At 46.1% G+C, this 16953-nt stretch carries 18 protein-coding genes; 6 read left to right on the plus strand and 12 right to left on the minus strand.

From position 1 onward, the window contains the following. The first annotated feature begins 152 nt into the window (after positions 1–152). Both QTP81_RS03445 and QTP81_RS03450 read left to right on the plus strand, forming a co-directional pair. Positions 153–1109, plus strand: coding sequence for a chemotaxis protein CheV (locus tag QTP81_RS03445; protein ID WP_289363745.1), 957 nt, complete (start codon positions 153–155; stop codon positions 1107–1109). 60 nt (positions 1110–1169) lie between these two features. Further along, on the plus strand, positions 1170–2612 hold the full coding sequence (locus tag QTP81_RS03450; RefSeq protein ID WP_289363746.1) for an alkaline phosphatase: 1443 nt from the start codon (positions 1170–1172) through the stop codon (positions 2610–2612). Here the strand turns inward: QTP81_RS03450 and QTP81_RS03455 are convergent. From QTP81_RS03455 to QTP81_RS03475, 5 genes are read right to left on the minus strand one after another with little or no spacing between them, the layout of a single operon-like run. After that, the gene (locus QTP81_RS03455; protein ID WP_289363747.1) at positions 2609–3706 is read right to left on the minus strand and encodes a lipocalin-like domain-containing protein; all 1098 of its coding nucleotides are present in this window, start codon (positions 3704–3706) and stop codon (positions 2609–2611) included. The genes QTP81_RS03450 and QTP81_RS03455 overlap by 4 nt on opposite strands. After that, on the minus strand, positions 3694–6156 hold the full coding sequence (locus QTP81_RS03460) for an ABC transporter permease (RefSeq protein WP_289363748.1): 2463 nt from the start codon (positions 6154–6156) through the stop codon (positions 3694–3696). Before QTP81_RS03460 ends, QTP81_RS03455 begins: the two co-directional genes overlap by 13 nt. A gap of 1 nt (position 6157) precedes the next feature. Next, entirely contained in the window at positions 6158–6856 is a 699-nt protein-coding gene (locus tag QTP81_RS03465) for an ABC transporter ATP-binding protein (protein ID WP_289363749.1), read from the minus strand. Between the two features lie 51 nt (positions 6857–6907). Beyond that, on the minus strand, positions 6908–7624 hold the full coding sequence (locus QTP81_RS03470) for a VC0807 family protein (RefSeq protein ID WP_289363750.1): 717 nt from the start codon (positions 7622–7624) through the stop codon (positions 6908–6910). A gap of 48 nt (positions 7625–7672) precedes the next feature. Beyond that, positions 7673–8209: a rhomboid family intramembrane serine protease gene (locus QTP81_RS03475; RefSeq protein ID WP_289363751.1), complete on the minus strand. Its 537-nt coding sequence runs from the start codon at positions 8207–8209 to the stop codon at positions 7673–7675. Between the two features lie 167 nt (positions 8210–8376). On the opposite strand from QTP81_RS03475, the gene QTP81_RS03480 reads away from it, so the two are divergent. Continuing rightward, positions 8377–8946: a paraquat-inducible protein A gene (locus QTP81_RS03480; protein WP_289363752.1), complete on the plus strand. Its 570-nt coding sequence runs from the start codon at positions 8377–8379 to the stop codon at positions 8944–8946. Here QTP81_RS03480 and QTP81_RS03485 read toward each other — a convergent pair. Genes QTP81_RS03485 through QTP81_RS03515 form a run of 7 tightly spaced genes read right to left on the minus strand, consistent with a single transcriptional unit; the run spans position 8936 to position 14038 of the window. Beyond that, complete coding sequence (locus QTP81_RS03485; protein ID WP_289363753.1) at positions 8936–10126, minus strand: glutathionylspermidine synthase family protein; 1191 nt, start codon at positions 10124–10126, stop codon at positions 8936–8938. The genes QTP81_RS03480 and QTP81_RS03485 overlap by 11 nt on opposite strands. A gap of 1 nt (position 10127) precedes the next feature. Then, complete coding sequence (locus QTP81_RS03490; RefSeq protein ID WP_289363754.1) at positions 10128–10745, minus strand: DUF1190 domain-containing protein; 618 nt, start codon at positions 10743–10745, stop codon at positions 10128–10130. A gap of 13 nt (positions 10746–10758) precedes the next feature. Continuing rightward, positions 10759–11175 carry a DUF350 domain-containing protein gene (locus QTP81_RS03495; RefSeq protein ID WP_289363755.1) on the minus strand — a complete coding sequence of 139 codons (417 nt, stop codon included), beginning with the start codon at positions 11173–11175 and terminating at the stop codon, positions 10759–10761. Between the two features lie 36 nt (positions 11176–11211). Beyond that, a complete protein-coding gene (locus tag QTP81_RS03500) occupies positions 11212–11856 on the minus strand; it encodes a YjfK family protein (protein WP_289363757.1) in 645 nt (214 codons plus the stop codon). A 2-nt stretch (positions 11857–11858) separates the two neighbouring features. Continuing rightward, positions 11859–12920 (minus strand): potassium channel family protein, encoded by a 1062-nt coding sequence (locus QTP81_RS03505; RefSeq protein ID WP_289363925.1) that lies wholly within the window; start codon positions 12918–12920, stop codon positions 11859–11861. Positions 12921–12940: 20 nt separating this feature from the next. Next, entirely contained in the window at positions 12941–13621 is a 681-nt protein-coding gene (locus QTP81_RS03510) for a PspA/IM30 family protein (protein ID WP_289363758.1), read from the minus strand. A gap of 27 nt (positions 13622–13648) precedes the next feature. After that, on the minus strand, positions 13649–14038 hold the full coding sequence (locus tag QTP81_RS03515) for a YjfI family protein (protein ID WP_289363759.1): 390 nt from the start codon (positions 14036–14038) through the stop codon (positions 13649–13651). 195 nt (positions 14039–14233) lie between these two features. Between QTP81_RS03515 and QTP81_RS03520 the strand changes: the two genes are divergently transcribed. The 3 genes from QTP81_RS03520 to tgt all read left to right on the plus strand — a co-directional run bounded on the left by QTP81_RS03520 (position 14234) and on the right by tgt (position 16947). After that, positions 14234–14500: a DUF6471 domain-containing protein gene (locus tag QTP81_RS03520; RefSeq protein ID WP_289363761.1), complete on the plus strand. Its 267-nt coding sequence runs from the start codon at positions 14234–14236 to the stop codon at positions 14498–14500. 228 nt (positions 14501–14728) lie between these two features. Continuing rightward, a complete protein-coding gene (gene queA / locus QTP81_RS03525; RefSeq protein ID WP_289363762.1) occupies positions 14729–15763 on the plus strand; it encodes a tRNA preQ1(34) S-adenosylmethionine ribosyltransferase-isomerase QueA in 1035 nt (344 codons plus the stop codon). A 65-nt stretch (positions 15764–15828) separates the two neighbouring features. Further along, positions 15829–16947, plus strand: coding sequence for a tRNA guanosine(34) transglycosylase Tgt (gene tgt, locus QTP81_RS03530; protein ID WP_289363763.1), 1119 nt, complete (start codon positions 15829–15831; stop codon positions 16945–16947). Positions 16948–16953 lie beyond the last annotated feature (6 nt).

The following is a 16953-nucleotide window of genomic DNA, read 5'->3' on the forward strand; positions in this document are numbered from 1 at the left end:
TGACATCCTAAAGCGAAACTCATAATAACTGAATAATATATTTTTCATATTCGCTATAATTATGGTGAATGTTGATTTTGCTCGCGTGTTGAATTGTCAGATGCAAATAGTCGGTCTATGCTTTTAGAGCTTGTGCTGAATTAGAGGGATCAATGTCTGGAATTCTGGCCTCAGTTGACCAACGTACTCAGTTAGTTGGTGAAAATCGTCTTGAACTATTGATGTTCAAGCTAGGGACTCGGCACGTGTTCGCGATCAATGTCTTCAAAGTCAAAGAGGTGATTACAGTACCCAAGCTCAATCAAATGCCCGGCTCACATCAGCACTTAAAAGGTGTGACTAATTATCGGGGAGCGTCAATTCCCATTATTGATTTGCGTCAGTCAATAAAAATGCCCGCGCTACACGGTGACGCGCAAACAAAACAATATCTCAATGTAATTATCACAGAATACAATCGCAGTGTTCAGGGCTTTTTGATTGGCGAAGTTCTTAATATTGTTAATACCTCTTGGAGTGATATCCAACCACCGCCGAATACTATTGGAAAAGCAAATTACTTAACGGCTATTACTCAAATTGATATTGATGGTAAGCGTGAGTTAGTTGAAATCATCGATGTAGAGAAGGTACTCGCAGAAATTATTGAATACGACATTCAAATTACCGAAGAAATTCTCGACCACGATGTAATTAATCATTTGCAAGGGCAAAAAGTGCTTATTGTTGACGACTCCGGTACCGCACGTAAGCAAATCCGCGACACCCTAGAGCAACTGGGCATTGAAATCATTGAAGCGAATGATGGCTTGAAGGCATTGCGATTACTCCAAAGTTGGGCGGACGAGGGCAAACGGGTCACTGACGAAATCTTAATGATGTTTACGGATGCCGAAATGCCTGAAATGGACGGCTATCGATTAACTGCTGAAGTTAGAGCCGACCAGCGTATGAGTGATTTATTTATTGCTTTAAACACTTCATTGAGTGGCAGTTTTAATGAAGCCATGGTCGAGAAAGTCGGCTGTAACCGGTTTATCTCAAAGTTTCAACCGGATTTATTAGTAGACGTAGTACAACAGCGCATGCGCGAAGTTCTCGACATTTAACACTTCACTTACTCGACGGCTGCATTACAATAGTCCTGTTAAGTATATATGGACCTTTTAATGCGTATTTTTAAAGCTGTCGCCGTCGTAGGAATTACTGCAACTTTATTCGCCTGTCAGGCAACCCAGTCGCAACAGAATATATCAAATCAGCAAACGGATAAGCCCAAGAATGTCATTATGGTAGTCGCGGATGGCATGGGGCCAGCGTATATCACAGCGTATCGAAATTATCGCGACAATCCCAATACTGAAACGGTCGAGCCCGTTGTATTTGATGACATTTTAGTTGGAACGGCGACTACCTATCCAGCCAGTGTATCGGGCTATGTTACTGATTCGGCCGCTAGCGCAACTGCATTAGCGGCGGGTATTAAGACTTATAATGGTGCCATTGGTGTTGATGTAAACAAGCAGCCGGTAAGAACAGTATTGCATCAAGCACGGCTGAATGGCATGAAAACGGGGATTGCAGTTACTTCACAAATCGTCCATGCAACCCCAGCTGCCTATGTTGCGGCCAATGAAAGCCGTGAAAATTATAATCAACTCGCCGACAGCTATTATGATGACCGAATAAACGAAGACTTTATTTTGGACGTAATGCTAGGTGGTGGACAGCGCTTTTTTGAACGCAGCGATCGCAATATCACAGGTGAGTTTATCGATGCGGGTTATCAATATGTCGACACCTATAACCAATTAGCTACGCTTACTGAGCCAACTCGAGTATTGGGCTTGTTTGCGCCAGTAGCGGTGCCTTGGGCATTAGATGATAGTCGAGCAAATCGTCTTGAGTACATGACTCGGCATGCGATAAAACACTTGGAAAACGCCAACGGATTCTTCTTACTGGTTGAAGCGAGCTTGGTCGATTGGGCTGGGCATGCAAACGACATTTCTTCTGCGATGGCAGAAATGCATGATCTTGCCCTGACAATTCAGTTGTTGCGAGACTATGTGCGCGATAATCCAGACACCTTGGTCGTGTTGACGGCCGACCACAGTACCGGCGGATTGTCTATTGCGGCCGATGGAGAATACCGTTGGAGCCCAGAGTTTTTGCACTCGATGCAACTTTCTGTACCAACGATGGTTGAAGCGCTCCCGGCGACCGATGACTGGGTGGGGTTGGTAGAACAAGGATTTGGTTTTAAATTATCCGAAGCAGAGCAAGATTTAGTACTTAGCATTGACACTTCGTCGTCCAGCTGGGAACAACAAGGCATTCTCAACGATATTATTGATGCGCGCACCAATACCGGATGGACTACGTCTGGTCATACGGGTGAAGATGTGGGCGTATTTTCATTTGGGCAAGGTGCAGAGCGCTTCAGCGGTGCCCAGGACAATACCGCAATCGCCACAAAGTTATTTGACCTATTAGGCACGCAAGTGCGCGGTGAGCAAAACCAAAAACACGGGGCTTCTTCCGTGAAGCAAGAAGAAGTATCGGATGAAGGCGCCAATACTTGTTCATTTAAAGACAGCTGGCGCTGCTAGTAACCAGTAAGCTCCATAAACCCAACGCCGCTGTGGCTGCCTGTGATGGTCACAGCGCCCTCGTAGTAGGGGAAGCGCCCTTGATTCCACTGGTCAGGTTTGCGTGGCGTTAACTCAATGTCTACGCCGTGATGAGGTATCCTTAGGCGCCAACGTGATGGATACTTGCGCTGCTCCATTCTGGCGTATTCTTGTGGCGTAAGGTTTAGCGCAGTAGGCGGCAAAGTGCGCGCCGTACCATCAGGGCTAATGAGGGTTCCGGTAATATGATCGGCTTGATCATTTAAACGCATCCGAAAGGCCATCAGTTTTTCACCGTTATCCAAGTGCAGTGAAAACCAATCCCAGCCTTGGGTTTGCTCATTGAGCACTTGAGAGGTCCACTCATGGTCAAACCAACCCTGTCCAACTAATACCTCATTGCCTTGAGTAGTCTGTAACTCACCAGCAACATGAATAAATGGTTGGCTGTAGTACATTGATGCGTGGCTACCATTGGCTGATTTACGGCTATACCCCTGTTCGCCGTGCAAAACTATCGGGCCTGTAGCAGTCAATTCCAGCGTCAATTCAATATCATCAAGGGGAATATTCAGACGCGCGGGTAATAACTCTGCAGTAGTTGAGCGCCAGCTCCAATTATCCAGCTGAATGACAAGTGGCTCACTTAAAACACCCGCATGCCTATTGCCACCAGTCGCAAACCGCTCATCAAAGTAATGGGTTTGTGGTGTGTGAATTGACGCGTGTGCCATAAATAACTGACCATCTGACCACGCACTTTGGGTTAGTCCGCCGCGGTTAAATCGGAAAAGAGTAAATTGCACTGAGTAATGCTGTTCTGGATTGCTTTGTGACTTGAGGTTACTGGTGAAATACCACCATTCGACAGCAAAATCAGGGTGGGGTTGGTGGTCGCGGGGAAAACCAATGGCGTATTCAGGTGATACCTGCGCAAGCGAATTTGACGATTGCACTAAGCCACCGTAGAGTACAGAGGGAGCTTTATTTTGTGGTTGAGAAAAGTATTGTCCACCGAGGACTATCGCAAATAGTCCTATAGTTATGATGACGAACCCGGTTACTCGCGGCATTGGATTTGCTCCTTCAACGAACCGGATTGGCTCAGCAAAATCGACGCACTGGTGAATAAGCTTATGATCACAAGGCTAGTCACCATGGCAAAAAGGATAGCTAGCCAGTCAACTGTCAATGGAAACATCCACTGGAACGCGACTACGTTGACTTTTTTTACCAGCACGTAAGCGAGCGCAAGTCCAAATGGCAACGCACACAACGCGGTTATTAACGCGATTATCAAATATTGTCCGATTAAACTGGCAATAAGTTGCATGCGAGTCACGCCAATACTGCGCAAAACGCCACTGATGTTTTGCGTCTGGTTTGTGATCAATAAAATTGACGTGATCAGAGAGAATACCGCTACCAGCAAGGTTACTAGGTTCAATGCATCTGTGATCACAAACGTTTGATCAAATGCAGCAAGGCTGACTTCTAATAGCCTCGCTCGCGAGTAAAGGCGCTCATGGGATAATCCCAACTCATCCAAATACTGTTTAAGCGCGATATTATCTTGTGTATGAATCGCCATCACTCTTACCGCCTGTGACATTGCTTGCTCATATGTCCAAGTGGTTTGTAGCAGTAAATTGAGCGGTAACAATACTTGGGTATCTGGATTGCCGAAATCATAGTGAATACCCACTACCGTCAAATCCATCGTCTTGTCTGCAACAGCAATAGATAAAGTGTCGCCTACATCAAGTCCGTGGCGATAGGCCAATTGTTGATTGATAAATAGGCCTCGATGGGCGCGAAACTGATTTAAGCCATCGGGCAGAAGCTTCTCAACTTTAAGCCCGTTTAAGTATTCGGTAGTCGCCGGATAACTGTAGGTTTGTGCGGCAAAACCTCCATTCTCATGCTGCCAATACAGATTCATTTGATAGCGCTCTTGAGTTCTGATCCCCTCATTGTCGAGTCGCTCCTTTACCGTTAGGAGGGCACCAGTATCACCGTAGTAATAGTGTTCGGCGATCAATCGATGTTGAAGCCAGTCCTCAGTTGCGCTGCGAAAACTGTCGACCATTGTTGTCATGCCGATATGGGTGGCCAATGCAATAAAAAACGCAGCGCAAGCCAGCCTACTATGGACTGCAATGACATTGGCATGGGAAAAGGTCCAATGGATCAACGGACCAGTGCGGTGACTTACATTCACCAATAGACGAATAATGGTGGGGTACAGCCAATATAGACAGGCTACACCGCTTAATAACAACATGGCTACAGTGGCAAATACCATGCTAAGTTGCCCAGCGAATAAAATACCAATGAGTGCTATGCCCGCTAGTAACAGGCTAAAAAATAGCGCTTTGGAAACAGCAAGGCTTGATTCCGTTGAAGGGGTAATATGGCTCAATTGACTCGCTAGACGCTTGATAGGCACCGACGCGCTGATGAGCGTGGCAAGTATGCATATCGCAATGATGGGAACATAAATAGGAAAGTGGAGCAGTTCACCTAATGATACCGGAACACCAAATAAGTTGTTTAACGTAGTGGCAATGGATGGGGCTAGAAGGAACGCCGTGAGTTGACCGAGAAAAATTCCAATCACGGCCCCAATCAATGCATATAACGCTAGTTCAACTTGTAACAAACGGACGATAACCGTCCGCGGAATACCCATCTGTCGAAATATTTTTAGCATGCGTGATCTACCCGCCATAAATAAGTTGAGCGCGTTTATCACAATAAAAAAGCAAACTAAAAACATCACCAAAGACATTGCTAATAGGCTCATATGAAAACTGCGGGTAATGGCGATAGGGCTATCCTCTGCAGTATATGGCGTATATTGAAGTTGTCGGTCAGCCAGAAAAGCTACGATGTCTCGCTTGTATTCGGTTGCAAAAACGACATAGTTGGGTTGCAGCGCAATGTTCAATTGTGCGAACGCGTGCAAATCTAACAGTACTGTTGCATGTGAGTCTTGTGTTGAAGCCAATGAAACCCAAGGCAAACTGACAGTCTGATCATTGATTGTAAGCGCTATCGCAGTATCAGCAGAAAGACGCGCCGCAATATCTTGGGAAACGGCGATGACACTGACTAGGCCTAACGGGTCAGGCACCGCATCGCTAACGAGTGACGCTAGCGCTGCAGCATCAACCGCATAAACGGTGACTTCAAGTGCGTCACCGTTGACAGTGAGTTGCGTATTTTCACGTTGAAACGCTACGACTTCGCGAAAGCCTGCAGCTCTAATTTGGCTATAAAAGGCACGATGTTGCGCAACAGTCATCGGTTCAACGCTATTAATCGTACCTGCGACTTTAAGGTCTGCGTGCAGGGGGATTAAAGATGATTGCCGCTGGTAATCTTGAAGTGCAGCATTATTGAGAATCAAAACTGCTGATAAGCCGGCTGCCGCTGCCGTTACCGCTAAAATTAGCCATAACACTGGCCATGGATGTTGTTTTGCGTGCCCAGCGCTGGCTTTCAGAATGACGCTGTACATTTCAGCTCTTCTGTAATGATGGCGTGATCTTTGTCAGCTGCCCTGATGTCATGTGGTAGGCGTCATCGGCTAAGGCCGCAACGTCATTACTGTGAGTGACAAGCAAAAGAGTGGTATTAAGAGCGCGGCAAGTAGAAAATAATAGCTCACTGACTGCACTGCTGGTATGTTCATCCAGGTTACCTGTGGGTTCATCAGCAAATACAACACGGGGTTTGTGCGCCAGCGCTCGAGCGATAGCTACGCGCTGCTGCTCGCCGCCGGATAACTTTGTAACGCGTTGGTTGCGCATATCTGCAATGCCTAATTGTTGCATTAGGTTGTTGATATGATGCGGGTCTAAATTACCCGCTAAACGTGCTGTAAAAGCAATATTGTCTTCTACATTAAGGCTTTCAAGTAAGTGAAACTGTTGAAATACAATACCAATAGTATGACGCCGAAAATAGTCCAGTCGCGTTTCGTCATAGTTATGGATGGCATGCTTAGCAACTATCAGGGTACCGGCGCAGGGGTGATCTAACCCTGAAAGGAGGTGCAGAAGGGTGGTTTTACCGCAACCACTAGCTCCTTGAACTGAGGCACTTTGGCCTTGCTCAATCAATAACTCCAAGTTGTCGATTATCGCTATACCGTTTTTTTGAGCATTCTGGCGATGTGAACTAGCAATATTCTTGACCAGGTTTCTGACCTCAATCAATGCGCATATCCTCGCGTTTTTCAGTTGGATACGTGCACCACCGCAAAAAGATTATTGGTTGAGAAACTCCTCAATGTCTTCACCGGTAATCTTTTTGATTTGAGCAAACAAATACCATAAAGCTGTAATAAGTAAGATCATACTGGGGATAACAATTACAGGGTAACTCAATGCCGTCATGCGCCCCAGTTCTTCAGTGTATTCGGTGGTGCCTGGAGGGCTAACCAAAATCACTCTAGCTAGCACATAATTAAGTACTGCAGACAGAAAGAATGAACTTGCGACGATATACGAGCTATTCGCTACTTTGCGATTGAACTCTTCGGTTCGGCCCTTTTCGTCTAAAACCTGAGTAAGGTGTGGCCAATTGATGATTTGCTCGTTTAAGACCAAAATTTTCACCAGTGGCTTATTGGTGTACTGAGTAACTATGACCGCGATGCCGATAAATGCCGGAATGGCAGCCTCTTTAATTGCGATATATTCAGCCGGAAGTTCTAGCAAGCTAATACCGCCCGTTAGCAGTACGCTAATGATACCCAGAACCGAAAACGGATTGACCTTGCCAGACGATTTCAGGTCCCACAAGCCATAGCCGATGGGAAAGCTCAGTGCCGCGACGATACTCCATGCTGGCCCGAGGTACTGATCGGAACTGGCATAAGTCATGATGACAACGGGAATGATAATGTTGAAAATCAGATTGCCAAAAAAACCACTGTTCTGTGGCGGCTTCTCGCTAGTCGGCTTAACTGTTTCTTGACTCATACTACAATTGGGTATCGGTGGCTCGGTCTGCCAGTATAGCGCTTGATATTACTTTGCCCAATACCACGCGGCAATTATTCCGCTTATAAAACCAAATAGATGTGACTCCCAACTAACAAAACCACCGGTTGGCAAAATCCCCAGTAATAATGAGCCATACAGAATGGCAACCACGATGGAAATAAACATCATGCGCTTGCGTTTGCTCCGCCAGCCAGCTAACAACAGGAAGCCAAAGTATCCATAGACAACGCCACTAGCACCAAGGTGCATTGCGGTGCGGCCAAATAACCACACACACAAACCCGTGAAAGTAATAATCCACAGTGAAATTCCGAGCATGCGTCGCTGGTTTTGGGTTGTCATAAGCAACAGCATAACCACTAATGTGGTTAAGTTGGCGAGTAAATGCGCCCAATTACCATGAATGAAGGGGCTGGTGAAAATCATTGGTAAAGAGTTAACGCTGCGCGGTAGCAGGCCAAAGCCGGACAGCATGCGTCCAGTGAACATATTGATAATCTCGATGATGATCAAAACAAAACAGATAACCAAGATAAAGCGCAAATGAGTTTTTACCGCCATGTTGTTCTCGTACTCAAACATCAAATGCTATCTTAGCCTAATTCAATCGGCGTCGGTTGATTAGTGATAAATCCTTACAAAAATTATCAGTATAGGTTTGTGACTTGCACCACTGACTTGTGTACTCTTAGCCATTGAATTGTATCGGGCATGAGTAGGAAGTAGTGATGAAAAAGCGCCATTTGGGTTTTGCGATCAACCTATTGGCTTTGGCCTTATTTTTTCCAGGGATTTTATTACCCATGATCGCTTTAGATATGGAAATGGCGGCAAATTTGAGTGGCTCAGCATTCGTAACCGAACTGTTAAATAAAGAACTGTCGATTATTGCCACAGTAAAAGACTTGTGGGTAGATGAGCGCTTTCTAGTAGCAATTTTAATATTTGCCTTTTCTGTATGTATACCAATGGCTAAAACGTCGCTTGTAAGTATTGCTTACCTGCAAAAAAATAAACGTAGAGAGCAACGATTGTTGCGTTTTGTGACAGGGATTGGCAAGTGGTCAATGGCGGACGTTTTCGTCGTGGCAGTTTTCTTAGCTATTTTATCTACCAACCATGCCAACACTTCACAAGTACAAGAGTTTAATGTTTTTGGCTTGTCATTTGCGGTTGAGGTGAGTACTCAGACTCTATCTGCGGTTGGCCATGGTTTTTATTACTTCACAGCTTATTGTTTATTATCGCTGGCCGGCACTCAGCTGTATCTGCACGGTGTTGAAAGCACTAAACAATAATATGCGGAATATAGCGCGATAAGTCTTGAGTGATAGGAGAGCGATCTTCACGCACCGAAATACCGGCAGGCACATCATCAACCAGCCAAGAACCAATTAAGGTGTGATTATCTGCATAACGGGGCAGGGCGTGGAAGGCTTGAACGATCATCCCTTCTTCGCCGTAGGGACCATCTGTTTCCAACACCGTATTATCACCTTCAGTGATTTTAATATTCGCGCCTTCGCGACTGTAAATCGGTTTGTGCACCCAGCGCTGCGTTTTGGCAAGGTTCACGTTGCCTGCATTCACATCGCTTGCGAAGTATGCAGGTAATAAATTAGGGTGATTGGGAAACATATCCCACAATAGCGGCATTAGCGCTTTATTCGACAATACCGTTTTCCACAGGGGCTCCAACCATTGGGTAGGGCATTGTAAAATGGCGTCAGCAAATGCTTCGCGCTGCATAAACTCCCACGGGTAAAGTTTAAAACAGGCGTCGATTCGTCGATCATCGAGATCAGTAAAAACCTGCATATCGTCAGCATCTATTCCAAGGCCAATATCTTCAATAAACACGAAGCGGTTGGCAATGCCGGCTTCTGCGGCGCAATCTTGCAAATACTGTACGGTACCGCGGTCTTCAACCGTATCTTTACAGCAACTGAAGTGCAGTTGCTCCATGTTTTTTTGACGGGCGATGAAGGCAAGGCGATTAACTAACTTTTCTTGCAGCGAATTAAATTGATCGGACTGCCGGGGCAATTTGCCAGTATTAACGTTATCTTCCAGCCACAACCATTGCCAAAATCCCGATTCATACAGCGAGGTTGGTGTATCGGCGTTGTTCTCCAGTAGCTTGGCTGGCCCTTTACCGTCGTAGACCAAGTCTAAACGCGAGTACAGCGACGGATCGCGGCGCTGCCAGGAATCAGCAATAACAGACCAAAAGGCCTCGGGGATTTGAAATTTTTGTAATAGCGCTTCACTGTTTACTACCCGCTCGACCACCGCAAGACACATCTGATGCAACTCTGCAGTGGGATCTTCTAAGTCGTTTTCAATTTGCGCTAGTGTAAACTGATAGTAGGCACTCTCATCCCAATAGGGCTCGCCATACATAGTATGAAAATGAAAGCCAAATTCGGTTGCTCGTTGTCGCCAATTTTGTCGTTCTGCGATGGGGATCCGCAGCAAGTTAGCCTCCCCATCCTGATTTACGTGACGAGCTTCCCCAGCTAGATTTCGCCCTGACGCTACTGCCGAATCCACCGCGCTTAATAGTGCGGGTTACTGCGGGCTTCTTGTCATAGGTGGAAGAGCGTACGCGGTAATTGCGCTTTCTAATATCACCGTCAAATACAGTGCCATCAGCCATTGCCCAGCGCATTCTAAAGGGTGAATACGGCGAGTAAGAGGTGTACAGCGGTTGGTAGTAATAACGATTCGGTGATAGCAGGTTACTGACCATATAACCGGCCATAAAGGGCATAAAAAACGAACCTCTATCGGTATCAACTTCGCGGCACTGATGGGTGCCAAACTCGTATTCGCAGTCCGATTCGGTGGCAAACTTAGGCCCAGTGCGTGTCGCTTCAGCCAAGGCTTCTTCGTAGGCTGTTCTGCACGTCGCTGCAGCCTCGGCTGGATTGTCTTCAATGCACTCGTCTAAGGTAGTGTAAATAACACTCTCTTGGCGGTCGCCACCACAAGCCGATAAAAATACGCTAGCGACACCGAGTGCAAGCGGTTTAATCGCGAAGCTCTTGCGCATGCGCGCCAGACGGATTGACGCAGAGCGTTTACGAATAGTCATAACTGTCCCTCCGTTAATAGGTCATACAAGCGGCGTTGATTGTGCCTACTGCGATAGAGACTGCGGCTAACATAATGCCGGCAGAAACCTCATTGTTGTTAATACGCTCGGCAATCTTAGGCATAAAAGTGAAACGCAAAATCGCAAATGCCAGCGCCTGTGCAATGATTGCAACTACACCCCAAACAACAAAATCGACCAGCGAGAGAGAGTTGGCAGCCGCTCCTCCCAATGCAATGGCAAAACCGATAATTGCTCCGCCAAAACCAACTGCGGCGGCAATACTCTGTTGCTCTTTAACCAGCTTCCATTCGTCGTGCGGTGTTACCAGCGCGTAGACCAGTTTAAAAACAAAGATAAAGGCGATACTGATGGCGAAATACAAGGCAAAATTGCCCAGTCCGGCGATTGAATCTAGTAATGCATCCATGAGGTGTCCTCTACGTTATAAATTGTGTTAGTTTTGCTAGCCGTTAATTCGGATATCAGTGGGCTGAATATCAAACCCAGTGCTAATCACGACACAGCGATCTTTGTTGTATCCAACTATTTTTTCTTCCGCTGCAACCAGCAAGTACTCGGCGCTATCGGCGTCTATTTCGCGTTCATACAACATCATAAACTGGTCGGTACGACTGGTGTCACCGTCTTCCTCAAAGGTTTGCTCGGTGACTGCAATGGGCGGAGATTCCTCTCCCACAGCATTCCAAACGCGGCTGAAAGTCTCACCACCTAGCGCATAGGTAGGCACAGAAACGCCTTCGCTTAATACGGTTTGCCACTGACTATCATTGCCTACGGTTTGCGTATCGTAAAAATACCAAAGCTTAACATCAGTTATGTGATTTTCAGTGTCACCACCGTCTAAAATTACTTGTAAAAAAGCATCATCGTCGGTGTAAAAGCGCAACATCTTGCCGCCGCTATCCAGTGGCGCCTCGCCAACGGCTTGGATTAAGTGTTTGGTCGCCGGTTGCTCAATCATTAATTGCGGCACCAGTAAACGCATTTTTAATTCGTCCAATTCAAATGAGCCGCCAAGATACAAGCCCATTATTTCCGGTGCTTTGGGCCCTTGCGGTTGTTCTTTCGCAAACCATTTTTTAAACACAATCAAACTCCCTCAGCGCTAACAAGTCGTGACCAATCGATATCGTTGATCCGTTGTTTAGCGATGTAAAACAGCTTGTCACCTGCTTTTATGTGTTCATCCAGTGATGGATTAACCCGCATTTTGCGATAATCTCCTTGCGGGGCGTAGCCAATAAAAATGGCGTCATATTGTTGTTTAATCGCAACAAAAATTGCGCTTAGTGGCGTTTCATCAGCTTGTTCAGGCACCCGCAACGAATACTGTGCTTGGCCTTCTTGCACATCGAGTAGATCGTGATGTAACACACTTGAACCTGGGTCGAATGCTGATTTTGCCAGCATTTCTACAGCCACACTGGGTGTGCACTCTACGTTAGGACAATGCTGCTCTAATAATTTGGATAGGTTTTCGTCTTGAAAATAGGCCACCAAATGCGCATCGGCGTTGCGCTGTGCGCAATACAATGCGGTGGTCATGGTGACGTCATCCATGGGGTTATCGATAATAATCGTGCTGGCCTGAGCAACGCCTGCACGATCCATTTCATCATTGTTGAAGGAGTTGACTTTTACGAACTCAATCTCGCCAGGCAGCGGGTTTGTAACATCGGCCTTTACGCACAGCACAATATCTGGCGTGTGGGCAATATCTGCACGCTCTCGTAAAAGTAGTTTCAACAGTTGCAACGTGCGTGCTTCGTTCCAACCAATAACTAATACGTGATTGTCTACTGTTAGCTTTTTCAAACCTAAGACTCCTTTTTGCCACTGCGCAGAAACCCAGCTAGCTATCCGACCGACAACAAGGGCGAAGATACTCAGCCCGAGAGGAATGATGTAAAACGCAACTATCATCCGGCCAGCTGGGGTAGTGGGAGATATGTCACCGTAGCCTACCGTTGAACCAGTCACCGCAAGCCAATAGATGAAATCGTAAACACCGAGTAATGCGTGCTCACCGGCAAAATACAGCAGTACCCAACTACTAAGCCCATAAAACAAAAGCGCAACGAGTATGGTGTACCAGCGCGCTTCTGCAAAGTACTGCAGCATGACTTTACGGACTTTTAACCATATGCTCATGCTTGATGAACTCATTGAGCTTATTTACCTAAAATACGGCTTAGCTCATCATCAGCAGACGTCTTACCGCCTTGAATACCGGCTTCAGCTAGACGTTTTTCTAAATCATCTGAAGATTCACTAGTGGCAAGTTCCTCAGCTGCTTCTAATTCTGCATTGCGCATGTTTTGGCGTTCTTGAATGCGCTGAAGCGATTCCGTTGCCGTCTTCATTTTGCTGTTCGCGCCCATGTGGCGAGACGATACTGCAACTTGCGCTTTTTGCACTGACTCAGTTGCCTTAACCATATCAACCTGTTGTTCAAGGCGACGCAGATTAGCTTTGGCTTGAGAAATATTACCTGCCAACTGTACTTCAGACTTTTTAAACTGGTCTAAATAGGATTGCTCTGATTCCAGCTCAGCTTTCAGGTCAGAGACCTTTTGTGCACAATCTAACGCTAGCTGGCGATCGGTTTCAATGGCTTTGCGTGCATGCTCTTCGTATTGCGCAATACTGGCATTAATGCTGTCGACCTTTTGTTGGGCTAATTTACATTTAGCGAGGATTTGAGTGCGAGCGTGATCAGATTTACGCAACTCTTCTTTAGCCTCGCGAATTTCTTGCTCGAGGATTCGAATAGCTTGGCTGTCAACCACTGACTGTGCAGCTTCCGTTGCACCACCTTTAACCGCAGTTACTAATTTACGCCATACTGACATAGTAATTCTCCTTACAGACTATGAAGATTATTTCAAATGAGATTGGTAAGCATCGATAAACGATTCCACATTTCGGAATAACGTATCTAGCTCTATCAGAACGCTCTCACTTTTCGATTGTGCACTCAGCGCACCGAATGCAGTGTAGTAGTCTTCACCTCCGACACTGGAAATGCCGACAGTCGTTAATGGGAATACCATGTGGGTCCGTAAAATTTCGTCGTTTAAAGCAACGCTGTCTTTTACTTCAGATACTGCAAACAAAAGGCTTTCGACTAATATTTGTTCACCGCTGATCGCGAGCCATGCATCGATGCCATCTTCGTTAGCGATTAATAAACAATCGGCTTCTTCCGTGATGACGTATTGCTCCTGTTCACTAAGCAGTTTCGACAGTTCTTGCAAGTTCCAGCTCATTGACATTCTCCTGTTGCGTTATTTAACTGTGTTTCACTGTAACGCTGTTTTGATTAGAAAACTACGCAACCAATAAATATTTTTGATTGCCAGAAAAGACTAGCAATCAAACTCAGAATTTGTCAAACTAAATTTTATCTAAAAGTGTAAAATAATGTTTTTTTGTAAAATATAATTCACATACGTGAGGTTTTTATGGGTGGTAATTCGACGTTGCAATGGCGTACAGTAGTCCAGCGACTGATCAAAACCGAGATGTCACGCCGCGATGTGCGCTATCAGGAGTTGAGTGAGCGACTAGCAGCCGTTGGTACACAACAAAGTGCCGACAATCTGCGCAATAAAGTTAATAAGGGCATATTAGGTGCTGACTTACTGTTGCAGATTTTGTCGGTACTGCAAGTGAAAAACGTAAACATGCAAGAACTTGAGGATATTTTTACCGATATTCAAGGACGATGAGTTTTCTATGGGATAAAAAAATGCCCAGCAATATGCCAGGCAAGGATGGATCTTAGAAAGGAGAACAACACTGTTTGCAATGTTGATTATAATTTAACCGATTGCTTCGGGTTTATCGAGCATATCTCAGTATCAAAAACGCATTGCCAGTATTGCGCTTCATACGTAAAATCCCGCTCCATTTAAGCAACCCTTTTATGCACGATAACGTGTAGCGAGCATACTGTTATGAAATTGGCCGATTTTCACTTTGAACTCCCTGAGCGCTTGATCGCTAAGTATCCTACCGAGCAGCGTACTGCTAGCCGCTTGTTGTGCCTCAATGGCAACAGTGGTGAAGTCGCCCACCGCCAATTTACCGACATCTTAAACTTGCTTAAGCCCGATGACCTTTTGGTATTCAACAACACCAAGGTTATTCCCGCGCGCTTGTTGGGTAAAAAATCAACCGGTGGCCAAGTGGAAGTCTTGATTGAACGGATCACCGAATCGCAGCGCGCATTAGCCCACGTAAAAGCCAGCAAAGCGCCCAAGCCCGGCACTATGATCCGCTTGGAAGACGCAATCGACGTCGAAGTCATCGGTCGTCAAGGGGCGTTGTTTGAATTACAATTTCACGGCGGTGAATCAGTATTGGAATCGTTGGAAAATTATGGCCACATGCCATTACCACCCTACATTGACCGCCCTGATGAAGACTCAGACAAATCCCGCTATCAAACAGTTTACGGCGAAAAGCCAGGGGCAGTTGCTGCACCTACTGCAGGATTACACTTTGACGAACCTTTGCTAGACGCGATTAGAGCAAAAGGGGTTAACATTGCATTTGTAACCTTGCACGTTGGTGCAGGAACCTTTCAGCCGGTCCGCGTTGACAATATTGAAGAGCATCAAATGCACGCAGAGTATGCCGAGATACCACAAAATGTGGTTGATGCTGTGGAACGCGCAAAACAAGCGGGAGGGCGTGTGATTGCGGTTGGAACGACTTCAGTTCGTTCCCTTGAAACTGCCGCTGCGAGCGGTGAAATTCAGCCGTTTTTCGACGATACATCAATCTTTATATATCCCGGTTACCGTTTTAACGTAGTTGATGCCATGGTCACCAACTTCCATTTACCCGAATCAACCCTAATGATGTTGATTTCAGCCTTTGCCGGAAGGGACCACGTTATGGCTGCATACGAACAAGCAATTGCCGAAGAATATCGCTTTTTCAGTTACGGCGACGCAATGTTTATTGAAAAAGCCGATAACACATGAAGTTCTTAACATAACTGGTATAATCGCGCCCCAAAATTGGTTATCGATATAACAGCGGAACAAGTATGCAGTTTGAACTGTTAAACACTGATGGTGGCGCGCGGCGCGGCCAACTAGTGTTCGAACGCGGCGTAGTAGAGACGCCCGCTTTTATGCCCGTAGGCACATACGGCACAGTAAAAGGCATGACGCCGGAAGAGCTCGATGCTTCGGGTGCACATATCTGTCTTGGCAATACCTTTCATTTAATGTTGCGTCCAGGCACCGGAATTATCAAAGAACACGGTGACTTGCATGATTTCATGCATTGGCAAAAGCCAATATTAACGGACAGTGGCGGTTTCCAAGTGTTCTCGCTGGGTGATTTACGCAAAATTACTGAAGAAGGTGTTACTTTTCGCTCGCCAATTAATGGTGAAAAAATCCTTCTGACACCGGAAAAATCTATGCAAGTGCAGCGCGATCTTGGTTCAGACATCGTGATGATCTTTGACGAGTGCACGCCTTATCCCGCGACCGAACAGGAAGCGCGCTTATCGATGGAATTGTCATTGCGCTGGGCCAAGCGTAGTAAAGACGAGCACGGGGACAGCCCATCGGCATTATTCGGTATCGTACAAGGCGGTATGTATGAGAATCTGCGTGATATTTCGCTAGCAGGGCTACTGGAAATCGATTTTGACGGGTATGCCATCGGCGGTTTGTCAGTCGGCGAGCCGAAAGAAGACATGATCCGCATCATTGAGCATACGGCGCCGAAAATTCCGGCAGAAAAACCGCGTTATCTAATGGGCGTTGGTAAGCCCGAAGATATCGTCGAGGCCGTACGCCGTGGCATTGATATGTTTGATTGTGTAATGCCAACGCGTAATGCCAGAAACGGCCATCTGTTTGTTACAGAAGGGGTTATTAAGATCCGCAATGCCGCACACAAGACCGATACACGTCCACTTGATGAAAATTGCGACTGTTACACTTGTAAAAATTATTCTCGGGCATACTTACATCACTTAGACAAGTGCAATGAGATACTCGGTGCACGGTTGAACACCATTCACAACTTGCGTTATTACCAACGCGTTATGGAAGGTCTGCGTGAAGCCATCGCGAGCAATACGCTTGATGAATTTGTCGAAGATTTTTACGCAAAGAAAAATATGCCGGTTCCGGCACTAGAACAATAAATAACT

The organism is Neoalteromonas arenosi, from assembly GCF_030362855.1.
GTDB lineage: Bacteria > Pseudomonadota > Gammaproteobacteria > Enterobacterales > Alteromonadaceae > Alteromonas_E > Alteromonas_E arenosi.

What these genes read in the sequence shown, in the direction of transcription:
- QTP81_RS03445 (WP_289363745.1), top strand. Translation starts at nt 153, where the DNA reads ATGTCTGGAATTCTGGCCTCAGTTGACCAACGTACTCAGTTAGTTGGT.
- QTP81_RS03470 (WP_289363750.1), bottom strand. Translation starts at nt 7,624, where the DNA reads ATGAGTCAAGAAACAGTTAAGCCGACTAGCGAGAAGCCGCCACAGAAC.
- QTP81_RS03475 (WP_289363751.1), bottom strand. Translation starts at nt 8,209, where the DNA reads ATGGCGGTAAAAACTCATTTGCGCTTTATCTTGGTTATCTGTTTTGTT.
- queA (WP_289363762.1), top strand. Translation starts at nt 14,729, where the DNA reads ATGAAATTGGCCGATTTTCACTTTGAACTCCCTGAGCGCTTGATCGCT.
- QTP81_RS03515 (WP_289363759.1), bottom strand. Translation starts at nt 14,038, where the DNA reads ATGAGCTGGAACTTGCAAGAACTGTCGAAACTGCTTAGTGAACAGGAG.
- QTP81_RS03505 (WP_289363925.1), bottom strand. Translation starts at nt 12,920, where the DNA reads ATGAGCATATGGTTAAAAGTCCGTAAAGTCATGCTGCAGTACTTTGCA.
- QTP81_RS03480 (WP_289363752.1), top strand. Translation starts at nt 8,377, where the DNA reads ATGAAAAAGCGCCATTTGGGTTTTGCGATCAACCTATTGGCTTTGGCC.
- QTP81_RS03490 (WP_289363754.1), bottom strand. Translation starts at nt 10,745, where the DNA reads ATGACTATTCGTAAACGCTCTGCGTCAATCCGTCTGGCGCGCATGCGC.
- tgt (WP_289363763.1), top strand. Translation starts at nt 15,829, where the DNA reads ATGCAGTTTGAACTGTTAAACACTGATGGTGGCGCGCGGCGCGGCCAA.
- QTP81_RS03495 (WP_289363755.1), bottom strand. Translation starts at nt 11,175, where the DNA reads ATGGATGCATTACTAGATTCAATCGCCGGACTGGGCAATTTTGCCTTG.
- QTP81_RS03510 (WP_289363758.1), bottom strand. Translation starts at nt 13,621, where the DNA reads ATGTCAGTATGGCGTAAATTAGTAACTGCGGTTAAAGGTGGTGCAACG.
- QTP81_RS03460 (WP_289363748.1), bottom strand. Translation starts at nt 6,156, where the DNA reads ATGTACAGCGTCATTCTGAAAGCCAGCGCTGGGCACGCAAAACAACAT.
- QTP81_RS03520 (WP_289363761.1), top strand. Translation starts at nt 14,234, where the DNA reads ATGGGTGGTAATTCGACGTTGCAATGGCGTACAGTAGTCCAGCGACTG.
- QTP81_RS03455 (WP_289363747.1), bottom strand. Translation starts at nt 3,706, where the DNA reads ATGCCGCGAGTAACCGGGTTCGTCATCATAACTATAGGACTATTTGCG.
- QTP81_RS03450 (WP_289363746.1), top strand. Translation starts at nt 1,170, where the DNA reads ATGCGTATTTTTAAAGCTGTCGCCGTCGTAGGAATTACTGCAACTTTA.